This is a genomic window from Bradyrhizobium sp. RD5-C2 (assembly GCF_019972155.1).
Lineage (GTDB): Bacteria > Pseudomonadota > Alphaproteobacteria > Rhizobiales > Xanthobacteraceae > Bradyrhizobium.
On sequence record NZ_BOVL01000009.1, the window covers coordinates 163,605 to 176,613 of the forward strand.

Consider the following 13,009-nt stretch of genomic DNA (forward strand, 5'->3'; position numbering starts at 1 on the left):
GGGTCCTGGCCTTCGCCAGGACGACGCCGCTGGATCGTTCCCGATTCAAGATGTCAAAGATGCGGTGTCATCACCCGCGAAGCGGGTGATCCAGTATTCCAGAGACAGTAGTTATCGAGCCGAGAGGCCGCGGCGTACTGGATCGCCCGGTCGAGCCGGGCGATGACAGTTGGGGTGGGAACGCAGCCTCGTCCTCCCTACCACGCATCAATGCACGGCCGCTTGCGGTGCGTGCGCGGCTCTACCTTCGGCACCGAGCGCAAGCCCGCCATGATCCAGTGGCGTGTGTCGGCGGGGTCGATCACCTCGTCGATCTCGAGCACCGAGGCGATCGAGACGGCCTTGCCGTTGGCGTAGAGCTCGGCGACCTTGGTCTGGAAATACTTCTCGCGCTCGAGGGGGTCCGCGATCCCCTCCATCTCCTTGCGGAAACCGAGGCGGACATAGCCCTCGAGGCCCATGCCGCCGAATTCGCCGGTCGGCCATGCCACCGTGAAGAACGAGGCGTGGAAGCCGCCGCCGATCATCGATTGAGCCCCTAAGCCATAGCCCTTGCGCAGCACGACGCCGAACAGCGGCACCGTGATGCTGGCGCCGGTGACGAACATCCGTGCGACGTGACGCACGATCGCGGTCTTCTCGGCCTCCGGCCCGACCATGAAGCCCGGCGTGTCGCACAGCGAGACGATCGGGATGTCGAAGGCGTCGCACAGCTGCATGAAGCGCGCGGCCTTGTCGCCGGCGGCAGCGTCGATCGCGCCGCCGAGATGCTTTGGATTGTTGGCGATCAGGCCGAACGGCTTGCCTTCGATGCGGATGAAGGCCGTGATCATGCCGACGCCGAAATCGCGCCGGATCTCCAGCACCGAGCCCTCGTCGGCCATCAGGTCGATCACGTTGCGGATGTCATACACCCGCAGGCGATTTTCCGGGATCGCGCGGCGCAGCAGCCGCTGGTCCGGCGCTTTCCAGTCGGCCACCGCGCCCTGGAAGTAGGACAGATATTTCTGCGCCACCGCGGTCGCCTCTTCCTCGTCCTCGACCAGGATGTCGATCACGCCGTTCGGCGACTGGAACGAGACCGGGCCGACCTCGGCCGGATGATAGACGCCGAGCCCGCCGCCCTCGATCATCGCCGGACCGCCCATGCCGATCGAGGCGTTTTTGGTCGCGATGATGACGTCGCAGACGCCGAGCATCGCGGCGTTGCCGGCGAAGCAATAGCCCGAGACCACGCCGACGACAGGCACGAGGCCGGAGAGTTTTGCGAACTGCACGAAGGACGGGCCGTCGAGGCCGGTCATGCCGAGCCGGTCGGTATCGCCGGGACGGCCGCCACCGCCCTCGGCATAGAACACCAGCGGCATCCGCCACTGCTCGGCGAGGCCAAGCATGCGGTCGATCTTCTTGTGGTTCATATGGCCCTGGGTGCCGGCGAGCACGGTGTAGTCGTACGAGATCACCATGCAGCGCGCGCCGTCGGCGCCAAAATCCTTCGCGTTCACGGTGGCAACGCCCGCGATCAGGCCGTCGGCCGGCGTGTTCTTGATGAGGTCCTCGACCTTGCGGCGGCGGCGCTGTGCCGCGATCGCGAGCGAGCCGTATTCGACGAACGAGCCCTCATCGACCAGCTGCGCGATGTTCTCGCGCGCGGTGCGCTGGTTGGTCTTGCGGCGGCGCTCGACCGAGGCCGGACGGTTCTCGTCCAGCGTGATCGCCTTGCGCGCGATCAGTTCGCCCAAGTCTGCACGGATGTGATCGAGATCGATCGCCGCGGCTTCCTCCGCGGTATGGCCGTCGACCTCGGCCGGTTCGAGGAACAGGATCGGCTCGCCATGCATCAGGGTGAGGCCGGGACCGCCCGCGATCTTCGTCACCCGGCCGCCATGCGGTGCCGTGACGAGATGCTCCATCTTCATCGATTCCAGCACGGCAATCTGCTGGCCGGGACGGACCAGATCACCCTCCGCGACCTCGATCGCCACGATCGTGCCCTGCAACGGCGCCGGCACCGGCAGCGAGCCCTCGGGCGCCGCCTCGATGGCGACGGACTTGGTTACGGCCGCCTCGCTCACCTCGAGGAGCGGCGCAGCATGCTCCTTCGCGGCGCCGACCAGCGCCGCGACATGGGTATCGATGAAGTTGGTGCTGATCTTGTTCCGCGCAAAACTCTGGTGCGCCAGGATCGCGCCGAGGAACGGGATGTTGGTGGCGACCCCGCCGATGCGAAACTCGCGCAAGGTGCGCGATGCCTTGTGCACCACGTCGGTCCATTTCGGGCTCGGCGAATGCACGATGACTTTTGCCAGCAGCGAGTCGAACGCGGCCGAGGTCCTGTAGCCGGAATAGCCGAACGTATCGACGCGGACGCCAGGGCCGGACGGCAGGTCGAACACGCTGAGCGTGCCGCCGGTCGGCTTCGTCACGCCCTTCTCGTCCATCACCTCCATGTTGACGCGGAGCTGCATGGCATAGCCGCGCGGCAGCGGCACGGCTGATTGCGCCAGCCCGAGCGAAGCCAGCGTCGCGCCGGCGGCGACCGCGAGCTGCGAACGGACGAGGTCGAGGCCGAGCACCGCCTCGGTGACGGTATGCTCGACCTGGAGCCGCGGATTGGCCTCGATGAAGGCGAAGGCGCCCTCGCCCTTGCTTTCCTCCGCCTCGTCATCGACAAGAAATTCGAAGGTGCCGAGATTGTCGTAGCGCGCGGCGGAGGCGAGCTGCTTTGCCGCCTCGATGATGCGGGCGCGCAGGCTCTCACTTAATGACGGGCTCGGCGCCACCTCGATCAGCTTCTGGTTGCGGCGCTGGATGGTGCATTCGCGCTCCCAGAGATGGCTGATCGCACCATGACGATCGCCGATGATCTGCACCTCGATGTGGCGCGCTTTCCGGATCAGCCACTCGACGTAGACCGCGTCATTGCCGAACGCCGCCTTGGCCTCCGACTGGCAGCGCGCATAGGCTTCATCCAGCTTGGCCAGGTCCTCGACCACGCGCATGCCGCGCCCGCCGCCGCCGGCGATCGCCTTGACCATCACGGCGGCATTGGCGCCGAGCGAGGCGAAGAAGGCCTTTGCCTCGTCGAGCGTCGTTGCGCCCGAGGTGCCGGCAATGATCGGCACGCCGCACTTTTTGGCCAGCGCCTTTGCCTTGGCCTTGTCGCCGAACAGATCGAGCGCCTCCGGCGACGGGCCGACGAAGGTGATCTTCTCCTCGGCGCAGCGCCGCGCCAGCTGGGTATTCTCGCTGAGGAAGCCGTAGCCCGGATGCAGCGCGTCGCAACCCGTGGCCTTGGCTACCGCAATCACCGCCTCGATGTCGAGATACGCCCGCGCGCCGCGGCCGGGGAGCTCGTGGCACGCATCGGCGGATCGGACATGCAGCGAGGCAGCATCGTCGGCGGGATAGATCGCGACCGTCGCGATGCCGCTCTCTGCCGCGGCGCGGGCAATGCGGATCGCGATCTCACCGCGGTTGGCAATCAGCAATTTCTTGAACGACATGATCATTCCACCAAAGGTCAACGATCCTTCATGGTCGGATCGAGCACGACACGCAAGGATTCCCCAAGCGCATTGAACGCCAGGGAGACGACGAGAATGGCAAGGCCCGGCGCATACATCTGCTCCGGGGCGATTTCCATGTATTGGTAGGCGCGCGCCAGCATGGCGCCCCAGCTCGGGTCCGGCGGCTGGATGCCGAGGCCGAGGAACGACAGGCTGGCCTCGGCCAGGAGCGCCGCAGCGAGCAGCAGCGTCACCTGCACGATGACTGGCTGCAGCGTGTTCGGCAGCACGTGGCGCCACAGCACATGCCAGGTCGGCGCCCCAAATCCCCTCGACGCGTCGACATAGAGCTCCTGCCGCACGATCAGCGTGCGGGCGCGGACGATGCGCGCCAAGGCCGGGAACATCGTGATGCCGATCGCGATCATGCCGTTGGTCAGGCCGATGCCGAGCGCACCGGTGACCGCGATCGCCAGCACGATGGCGGGAAACGACAGGAACGTGTCGATGATGCGGCTGATGATGTCGTCGATCCAGCCGCCGAAATAGCCGGCGATCAGGCCGACCGGCAGCCCGATCAGAACCGCGACGCCGACCGCAAGCAGGCTGGCATAGACGGTGGCCGGCGCGCCGTAGATCAGGCGGGAGAAGATGTCGCGGCCGAGATCGTCGGTGCCGAGCAGATGCAGCGGCCCCGGCGGCGCTAGCATGTTGTTGACGTCCTGCGCGGTCGGCGCATAGGGCGCGATCCAGGGCGCGCCGATCGCGACGACAACCAGCACCGACAGCACCAGGATCGACAGCGCGGCGCGGAGATCGCCGGCGAGCCAACGCAGGAAACGCCGCAGCCGGGTCGGCTTTGCTGATATCTTCAGCGGAGCGAGCGCGGTGTCGGTCATTGCTCGATCCTCGGATCGACCGCGGCACAGAGCAGATCCGTGATCAGATTCACCGCGATGACGACGACCACCATGGTGAAGACGACACCCTGCACGATCGGGAAATCGCGCTGGATCGCGCCGCGCACGATCAGGCTGCCGAGGCCGGGAATGGCGAACACCGCCTCAATCACGACGGTCGCCGCCAGCATGCGGTTGACCAGCAGGCTGATGATCGTGAGCAGATTGACGCCGACATTCTTCAGGCCGTGCTGCCAGAGGATGCGGGACATCGACAATCCCTTGGCATGCAGCGTGCGGACATATTGCGACGACAGCACCTCCAGCAGCGCACCGCGCAACTGGCGCGCGACCTCGGCCATGCCATAGGCCGCGATCGCGATGGCCGGCAGCAGCGCGTGCCGGATCGCGTCGATCGGCGAGACGCTGAAGGATTTCGCGCCGGTCGCCGGCAGCCAGTTCAGCTTCAGCGAGAACTCCGCCACCAGGATCATCGCGAGCCAGAAGCCGGGCACCGCGACGCCGAGCGACGCAATCATGCTGATCAGCTTGTCGACCCAGCCGTTCGGCTTGATCGCGGCCATCACGCCCATCGGAATGCCGGTGACCAGCGCCAGCACCAGCGCGATCACGACGATCAAGAGTGTGTTCGGGAAGGCGCGGCCGATCGAGACCGCGACCTTCTCGCCGGTCAACAGCGATTGCGAGAGATCGCCCTGCGCGACATGGCCGAGCCAGGCGCCATATTGCACCAGGAACGACCGATCGAGGCCGTAGATCTGCCTGATCTCGGTGATCCGCGCATCGGTCGCGTTGTCGCCCGCCAAGGTCACGGCGATGTCGCCTGGCACCAGCTTGAGCAGCGCGAACACCATGAAGGTCGCGAGCAGGATCACGGGCAGCGCCTGCACGAGGCGGCTGCCGATGACCTTGACTGGTGACCGTCGTGCCATGGTTCAGCCTTCGAGCCAGACGTCGTCGTATTTCGGCTTGCCAAGGAGATTGGGCCGATAGCCCTGCACCTTCTTGTTCATGGCGACCAGCTCGAACTGGAACGCCAGCGGCACGACGAAGGCGTTTTCCATCACCAGCCGTTGCACGGTGGCGAACGCCTTGCGCCTGACCTCGATGTCTTCCGATGCGCGCGAGTCCTTGATCGCGGCTTCGAGCTCAGGAGGCACCGGCGCGCGGCCGGCATTGTAGTAGGCGTCCTTGGTGAACATCAGCGAGTAGGTCAAGCTCGGATCGGGCCGCCCGGTCCAGGCCGACAACAACCCGGCCCCCTTCTTCTCCGCACCGAAGAAGGCAGCAGAGGCTTCCGCGACCGTGCCGTTGACAAAACGCACGTTGATGCCCGCCTTACGCAATTGCTCGATCAGGATCTCCTCACGCTGCACCGAATCTTGATCGGTGTAACCGCCGATCTCGATCGGGGTGCCTTCCTTGAAGCCCGCCTCGGCGAGCAGCTTGCGGGCCTTGTCGGGATCATAGGGATAGAGCTTGGCAACCTCGGCATCATAGGCCCAGTGCGACTTCGGCAGATTCATGTAGGCCGGCTCCGCAAGGCCCGCGAGCGCGGCTTTGGCGAAGGACTCGCGGTCGATCGCAAAGTTCAGCGCCTGGCGGACCTTGATGTTGTCGAACGGCGGCTTGGCCCAGTTCAGGAAGATCTGGAACACATAGAGCGTCGGGCCATGCACGACCTTGACGCTGGAAGCACGCTCGATGATCGCCTTCTGCCGCGGCGGCAATTGATAGATCAGATCGTTCTGCCCGGCGGTAACCGAGCGCGCGCCGGTGGTGAGCTCGGGAATGATCGAGAACTCGATGCCGTCGGGACAAGGACGGTCCGGCTTCCAGTATTTCTCGTTGCGCTTGACCACGATCTTCTCGCCGTCGGCCCAACTCACGAAAGCATAGGCGCCGGCGCCGACCGGCTTGCGCGTCACGACGCCACCCTCGGCGACCTTCAGCGCCGTCGGCGACACCATCATGCCGGCGCGATCGGACAGAATGCCCGGCAGCGCCGTATCCGGCGTCTTCAGCTTCAAGGTCACCTGCTGCGGCCCGGTAACCTCGACCGAGGCGACCGAGAGCAGATCGGCCTTGATGTTCGACTTGGCATCGCCCCGGTTGCGATCGAGATTGAACTTGACCGCCTCGGCATCGAGCGGCGTGCCGTCATGGAAGGTGACGCCGGCGCGGATGTTGAGCACCAGCGTATTGGGATCGGTGAACTTCCAGCTTTCGGCGAGCGCCGGCTTCGGCTTCAGCGTCTCGAACTCCCATTCCACCAGCGTGTCGTACATCGTGAACAGGAAGGCGTGATCGGAGCCAGCGCCGCCGGTTGCCGGATCGAGGCTCGACGGATTGGCCGGCGCTGAGATCCGCAAGGTGCCGCCCTTCTTCGGCGTGCCTTGCGCGAACGCACGGCCGCCGAGCGTGGTGCTGGCGAGTGCGCCCGAGAGCAGCGCCATGGCCTCGCGTCGTGTCGTCATCGTCATGGCGTTGTCTCCGGTATGTTTGTCGAAAAATTCGGGCGGTCGGCGAAATGGCAGGCCACCCAGTGATCGGGCTTCAGCTCGCGCCACTCCGGCACACGCTCGGTGCAGAGCGGCTGCACGTGCGGGCAGCGGGTGCGGAACCGGCATCCCGACGGCGGATCGATCGGGCTCGGCACCTCGCCCTGCAGCACGATCCGCTGCGCCTCGCGCATCGTCGACGGCAGCGGCCGCGGCTCGGCCGACAGCAGCGCAATGGTGTAGGGATGCAGCGGCCGCTCGGCGACCTCTTCGGTCGGCCCGAGTTCGACGAACTGGCCGAGATACATCACCGCGACGCGCTCGCTGATATGCGAGACCACGGCGAGATCATGCGTGATGAAGACGTAGGTCAGCCCGAGATCGCGCTGCAGATCGGCAAACAGGTTGAGCACGTCGCCACGGATCGACATGTCGAGCGCAGCCACCACCTCGTCGCAGACGATCAGTTTCGGCTTGAGCGTCAGCGCACGAGCGATCACGACGCGCTGCTTCTGGCCGCCGGACAGCTGATGCGGATAGCGCTCGCCGAATTCCTGCGGCAGCCCGACGCGCTCCAGCGCCTCCCGCCCCAGCCGCTCCCGCTCGGCGCGGCTGCCGACACGGGCGAGTTCCAGCGGCTCCAGCACCGAGGCCAGGATGGTCATGCGCGGATTCAACGCGGCGTTGGGATCCTGGAAGATGATCTGATAGTCGCGGCGATGACTTTGAAACTCCCGGCGCGGCAGCGCCAGCGGGTCGATGCCGTCATGCAGGATGGCGCCGGCACTGGGATTGAGCAGAAACACCAACGCGCGGCCAATCGTCGTCTTGCCCGAGCCGGATTCGCCGATGATGCCAAAGGTCTCGCCGCGCCGGACATCGAAATTGACGCCATCGACCGCCTTCACGGTGGCGCGGCGGTCCGTGGTCTGGAAGCGGACCTGGAGATCGCGCACCGAGATGATGGGTTCGCGGCGGGGCTCGGCTGTAGTTGCGGTCATTGCGTCGCGACCTTCGCAGCCGCCGGCGCATCGGGCGGATGCAACGCGCCCGGCAGATTGAGCTCGGCAAAGCGCCAGCAGCGCACCTTGCGGCCGCCGCCGGCGTCCTGCAGCTTCTGTTCGGCCTCGCAGCCCTTGGTCGCATGCGCGCAGCGGGCGCGGAAGCGGCAGCCCGCAGGCATCTCCGCGATCGACGGCACCCGGCCCGGGATCGACGGCAATCGGCCGTGGCGCGGGCTCAAATGCGGCAGCGAGCGCAAGAGCCCCGACGTATAGGGATGCAGCGGCCGCACCAGCGCCTCGTCGACGGTGGCGTCCTCGATCACCTCGCCGGCATACATCGTGATCATCCGCGTGCAGGTCTCGGCGACGACGCCGAGATCGTGGGTGATCAGCATCAGCGCGGTCTTCGAGGTCTCGCTGATGTCGCGCAGCAGCTCGAGGATCTGCGCCTGCACGGTGACGTCGAGCGCGGTGGTCGGCTCGTCCGCGATCAGCAGCTGCGGGCCGCAAATCAGGCTCGCCGCGATCATCACGCGCTGGCGCATGCCGCCGGAGAGTTGGTGTGGATAGTCGTCGATGCGCCGCTCGGGCGACGCGATGCCGACGTGGCGGAGCATCTCCAGCGTTTTGGCGCGGGCTTCCTCATAGGAAACGTCCGTATGGACGCGCAGCGTCTCCGCGATCTGGTGACCGACGGTGAAGACCGGATCGAGCGCGCTCATCGGCTCCTGGAAGATCATCGCGATCCGCTTGCCTCTGATGGCGCGCATCTGCCGCGCACTGCAGGAGGCGAGATCGGTGCCGTCGAACAGGATCTTGCCGTCGAGCCCGGCAAAATTGCCCGGCAACAGCCGCAGGATCGACAGGCCGGTGATGGTCTTGCCGCAGCCACTCTCGCCGACGATGCCGACCCGCTCGCCCGGCGCGATGTCGAAATCGATCCGGCGCGTCGCCTGCCAGATGCCCTGCGACGTCTTGAAACGGATGCCGAGCCCGCGCACGGACAGCAGCGGCCGCGCGCCGCCGCGCGCACCCTCCGCCTTGCGCTGTGCCGGCTGGCCTGTCTCCATCAACCCGCCGCCCGCTTCTTCTCTTTCACCAGCTGCTCCTCCATCAGCATCTCGGTGCCGATGATGCCTTCGCGGGTGAGCTCCTCCAGCTCGGCGTCGGAGAGGCCGAGCATGCCGGACAGGATCTCGCGATTGTGCTCGCCGAGCGTCGGCGGCACCGAGCGGATCGCAAACGGTGCATCGCCCTCGCGGAACGGCATCGACGGCTGCGGATGCTTGCCGATGAACGCGCGATCGACCTGCTGGATGAAGCCGCGGGCGTCGAGCTGCGGGTCGTCAAGGAGGTCGATCGGCAGCCGCGCCACGCCGGAGGCGACGCCAGCAGATTGCAGCACGGCCATCGCCGCGTCGGGATCGCGTGCTGAAGTCCAGGCCGTGATCGCAGCCTCGATCTCAGCCTCGATGGCGCGGCGGCCCGCGGCCGTCTTGAGCGTCGCGTCCGTCGCCCAGTCCTCGCGGCCGAGCAGCCGCGCGAGCCTTGGCCACATCGCGTCGTCGGACACCGCGACCACGATCCAATTGTCCTCGCCATCGCAGCGAAAGCAGCCATGCGGCACGAAGTCAGGATGGCGGTTGCCGTATTTCACGGGAGGCTTGCCGTCGATCGAATGCGCGACGATCCAGGGCGCGGCGAACGGCATCATGCATTCGATCTGCGCGAGATCGATGAATTGGCCCTGCCCCGTCAGCTTTGCGTGGATCAGCGCGGACAGCACCGCGGCAGCGCCGTTGAGGCCGCCGACGGCATCGCCGAACGCGGTATGGCTCATCACAGGCGGGCCGTCGGGATCACCGACCACGCTGGGCAAGCCGGAGCCCTGCTCCAATGTCGAGCCGTAAGCGCGGCAGTCGCGATGCACGCTGCCGGCGCCGAACGCCGACATCGACATCATCACGAGCTTCGGATTGATCTTGCTCAACACCTCGTAGCCGAGGCCGAGCTTGGGCAGCACCTCGACCGAATAATTGTCGACCACGAGGTCGGCATCGGCGAGCAGGCGCTTCGCCAGCGCAAGCCCCTTCGGCCGGGTCAGGTCGAGCGTGATGCCGCGCTTGTTGCGGTTCATGATGCAGTAGCGCACCGACTTCTCGTACATCTGCTCCAGCACATAGGCCGGGCGGCGGTCGACGCCGCGCCACCAGTCCGGATATTGGGTCGCCTCGATCTTGATCACATCGGCGCCGAGATCGGCGAGCGTGCGGGTGCAGATCGGCCCGGCCCAGCCCATCGAGAAATCGACGACGCGGATGCCCTCGAGCGGCAGGCGATTGGTCGGAGCCGGCTTCGGCGCTGGCACGCGCGGCGCGGCATCGCGCCTCGCCTGCTGCTCGCCGAGATCAGGCACGCGGCCGCCGCGAAGTGGCGGCGTCCCCGTCAGCCGCTGCATCGTGCCGGCGGAAAAACCGGTCTCGTCGCCGACCCTGATCGGGACGATGGCGCCGCGGGCGCGCTTCTCTTCATCGGCGATGAGATCCGCAATCTCCGGCACCGGCACGATCGGGATCTTGCGCTTGAGACCCTCTGCGAACCAATCCTGCGCGGTGCGCTGCTTCAGCTTCGGCAGGATCTTGCCTTCGATCTCGGCGACGCGCTGCAGCCGGTCGACGCCCATGACCAGCGTCGGATCGTCGCGCAGATCGGTGAGTCCGAGCATCTCGCAGAACGCGCGCCATTGCGCCGGGGTCACCGTGGTGACGCCGAGCCAGCCTTGTTTGGTCTCGTAGATGCCGACCGGAAAGGTCGGCCAGAACCGGTTGACACCGATCCGCCGCATGATGTCGCCGCGCTGGAACGCCTCGAACATGATGTATTCGGTGACGGCGATAGAGGCCTCGAACAGGCTGAGATGGTTTTCGCGCCCGCGCCCATCCTGCATGCGGCCCAGCACCGACGAGGCGGCCGCGATGAAGCCCCACAGCCCGCCGAGAATCCCGGTCTGGAAGTCAGGTGCGTGCATCGGCGGTCCCTGCTCGGGTCCGACCAGCTTCACAAGCCCGGTCAGTGCACGGATCGTGGAGTCGGTCGCGGCGAAATTGGCATAGGGACCGCGATCGCCGAACCAGGTGAGGTCGAGATGGATCAGGCCCGGATTGTTCCGCTTGATCGCATCGAGATCGATGCCGGGACAATTGGCCGCATCGATACCGCGCCCATCGAGCAGGATTTCGCAGCCGGCAATCAGCTCATGCAGGCGCGACGTGGCGCTCGCGCCGCTCTGGTCGAGCACGACACTCGATTTATTGAAGTTCAGAAACGCAAACCACGCGCTGTGCCCCTGCGGCGTCAGCGGCTCCGCGCGGCGAAGCGGATCGCCCGCCGGTGGCTCGATCTTCTGCACATCGGCGCCGAAATCGGCGAACAGCCGCGCGCAATAGCTCGTCGCCGCCGCACTTCCGATCTCGACTATCCGCAGATGCGACAACGCGCCCATCACGCTTCCTCGCGACAAAATGACCAGCCGACGACATCGGCTGATTCAGTTTCTTGTTGCGTGAACTTGAAGCCGCGCCGACTGTGTGATGCAAGTGGAATTTTCTTCCGTTTGACGGAATTCACGCGATTGCCGCAGCACTTTGCAACAAGCGTGCGTTGACGGTCTGCCGCCGTGCGGTTGACGCATTGCTCGATCCGCTATTGTGCTCCCTTCAACACCAACAAACGCCGGGCAGGAAACCATGAGCAAATCCACCAACATCAAAAGCGTCGAGACGCTCGCCTGCGATGCCGGCTGGCGGAATTATCATTTCGTCAAGGTGACGACGTCAGACGGGCTGGTCGGCTGGAGCGAATATGACGAGGGCTTTGGTGCGCCCGGCGTAACCGCCGCAATCGAGCGGCTGTCGGCACGCGTGGTCGGCAAGAACGCGTTCGAGCACGAGCGGATCTATGTGGAACTGTTCGCAGCAACACGCCCCGCCGCTGGCGGCGTGGTGGCGCTGGCGTTAGGTGCCATCGAGAACGCGTTGCTCGACGTCAAGGCCAAGGCGCTCGGCGTGCCCTGCTACGATCTGCTCGGCGGCAAGATCCGCGACCGCGTGCGGGTCTATTGGTCGCATTGCGCGACCTGGCGCATCAATCATCCCGATTGGTACAAGCCGGCCATCACCGATCTCGACGGCGTCAAGGCGATCGGCTCCGAGGTGCGCGAGAAGAAATTCTCGGCGATGAAGACCAACATCTTCGTCTACACCGACGGCAAGCCGCAAGGCTGGCGTCCCGGCTTCGGCGCGCCGTTCCAGCCCGAGATCAATGTCGACCGCACCGTGCTGCGCAATCTCTGCATGCATCTGGAGGCGATCCGCGACGGCGCGGGGCCGGATGTCGACCTGCTGCTCGACCTCAACTTCAACGCCAAGACAGAAGGCTATCTGAAGATCCTGCGCGCCATCGAGAAGATGGACATGTTCTGGGTCGAGATCGACACCTTCAACCCGCAGGCGCTCGGCTACATCCGCCGCCGGAGCCCGCATCCGATCTCGTCCTGCGAGACGCTTTTGGGCCTGCGCGAATTCCTGCCCTATTTCACCGAGCAGGCGATGGACGTCGCGATCATCGACACGCCGTGGAACGGCGTCTGGCAGTCGATGAAGATCGCCGCGGCCGCCGAGCATTTCGAGGTCAACGTCGCGCCGCATAATTTCTACGGCCACCTCTGCACCATGATGAATGCGCATTTCTGCGCGGCGGTGCCGAACCTGCGCATCATGGAGACCGACATCGATCGCCTGGCCTGGGACCACGAGCTGTTCACCCATGTGCCGGAGTTCGTCGACGGCCATCTCGTGATCCCGGACCGTCCGGGCTGGGGCACCGAGCCGAACGAGCAAGGCCTCCGCGCGCATCCGCCGAAGAACAAGGGCGGGCTGTTGAATTATGGGCTGAAGAAGTAGGGATTGCGCCCGCTCCCACCCCATCGTCGTCCCGGCGAAGGCCGGGACCCATAACCACCGATCGAGGGTGTGAAAAGGACTGGTGCCCCAGCGGAGCAAAACAATTTCCAGCTG

General features: G+C 65.8%; 8 protein-coding genes. 1 reads left to right on the forward strand and 7 read right to left on the reverse strand.

Annotated features, from left to right (window positions below):
* Window positions 1-197 precede the first annotated feature (197 nt).
* The 7 genes from BraRD5C2_RS10405 to BraRD5C2_RS10435 are packed head-to-tail and all read right to left on the reverse strand — an operon-like array spanning window position 198 to window position 11,436.
* Window positions 198-3,506 (reverse strand): acetyl-CoA carboxylase family protein, encoded by a 3,309-nt coding sequence (locus BraRD5C2_RS10405; protein WP_223968180.1) that lies wholly within the window; start codon window positions 3,504-3,506, stop codon window positions 198-200.
* 17 nt (window positions 3,507-3,523) lie between these two features.
* Complete coding sequence (locus BraRD5C2_RS10410; protein ID WP_223968181.1) at window positions 3,524-4,408, reverse strand: ABC transporter permease; 885 nt, start codon at window positions 4,406-4,408, stop codon at window positions 3,524-3,526.
* Window positions 4,405-5,361, reverse strand: coding sequence for an ABC transporter permease (locus BraRD5C2_RS10415; RefSeq protein WP_223968182.1), 957 nt, complete (start codon window positions 5,359-5,361; stop codon window positions 4,405-4,407). The genes BraRD5C2_RS10410 and BraRD5C2_RS10415 overlap by 4 nt, the downstream gene beginning before the upstream one ends.
* Before the next feature lie 3 nt (window positions 5,362-5,364).
* Entirely contained in the window at window positions 5,365-6,912 is a 1,548-nt protein-coding gene (locus BraRD5C2_RS10420) for an ABC transporter substrate-binding protein (protein ID WP_223968183.1), read from the reverse strand.
* On the reverse strand, window positions 6,909-7,931 hold the full coding sequence (locus BraRD5C2_RS10425; RefSeq protein ID WP_223968184.1) for an ABC transporter ATP-binding protein: 1,023 nt from the start codon (window positions 7,929-7,931) through the stop codon (window positions 6,909-6,911). The genes BraRD5C2_RS10420 and BraRD5C2_RS10425 overlap by 4 nt, the downstream gene beginning before the upstream one ends.
* Complete coding sequence (locus BraRD5C2_RS10430) at window positions 7,928-9,004, reverse strand: ABC transporter ATP-binding protein (protein WP_223968185.1); 1,077 nt, start codon at window positions 9,002-9,004, stop codon at window positions 7,928-7,930. Before BraRD5C2_RS10430 ends, BraRD5C2_RS10425 begins: the two co-directional genes overlap by 4 nt.
* A complete protein-coding gene (locus tag BraRD5C2_RS10435; RefSeq protein WP_223968186.1) occupies window positions 9,004-11,436 on the reverse strand; it encodes a CaiB/BaiF CoA transferase family protein in 2,433 nt (810 codons plus the stop codon). The genes BraRD5C2_RS10430 and BraRD5C2_RS10435 overlap by 1 nt, the downstream gene beginning before the upstream one ends.
* A gap of 244 nt (window positions 11,437-11,680) precedes the next feature.
* Between BraRD5C2_RS10435 and BraRD5C2_RS10440 the strand changes: the two genes are divergently transcribed.
* Window positions 11,681-12,895, forward strand: a complete 1,215-nt coding sequence (locus BraRD5C2_RS10440) for a mandelate racemase/muconate lactonizing enzyme family protein (RefSeq protein ID WP_223968187.1) — start codon at window positions 11,681-11,683, stop codon at window positions 12,893-12,895.
* Window positions 12,896-13,009 lie beyond the last annotated feature (114 nt).

Coding starts and splice junctions, on each gene's coding strand:
- BraRD5C2_RS10420 (WP_223968183.1), bottom strand. CDS start 6,912: ATGACGATGACGACACGACGCGAGGCCATGGCGCTGCTCTCGGGCGCA.
- BraRD5C2_RS10405 (WP_223968180.1), bottom strand. CDS start 3,506: ATGTCGTTCAAGAAATTGCTGATTGCCAACCGCGGTGAGATCGCGATC.
- BraRD5C2_RS10425 (WP_223968184.1), bottom strand. CDS start 7,931: ATGACCGCAACTACAGCCGAGCCCCGCCGCGAACCCATCATCTCGGTG.
- BraRD5C2_RS10415 (WP_223968182.1), bottom strand. CDS start 5,361: ATGGCACGACGGTCACCAGTCAAGGTCATCGGCAGCCGCCTCGTGCAG.
- BraRD5C2_RS10440 (WP_223968187.1), top strand. CDS start 11,681: ATGAGCAAATCCACCAACATCAAAAGCGTCGAGACGCTCGCCTGCGAT.
- BraRD5C2_RS10435 (WP_223968186.1), bottom strand. CDS start 11,436: ATGGGCGCGTTGTCGCATCTGCGGATAGTCGAGATCGGAAGTGCGGCG.
- BraRD5C2_RS10410 (WP_223968181.1), bottom strand. CDS start 4,408: ATGACCGACACCGCGCTCGCTCCGCTGAAGATATCAGCAAAGCCGACC.
- BraRD5C2_RS10430 (WP_223968185.1), bottom strand. CDS start 9,004: ATGGAGACAGGCCAGCCGGCACAGCGCAAGGCGGAGGGTGCGCGCGGC.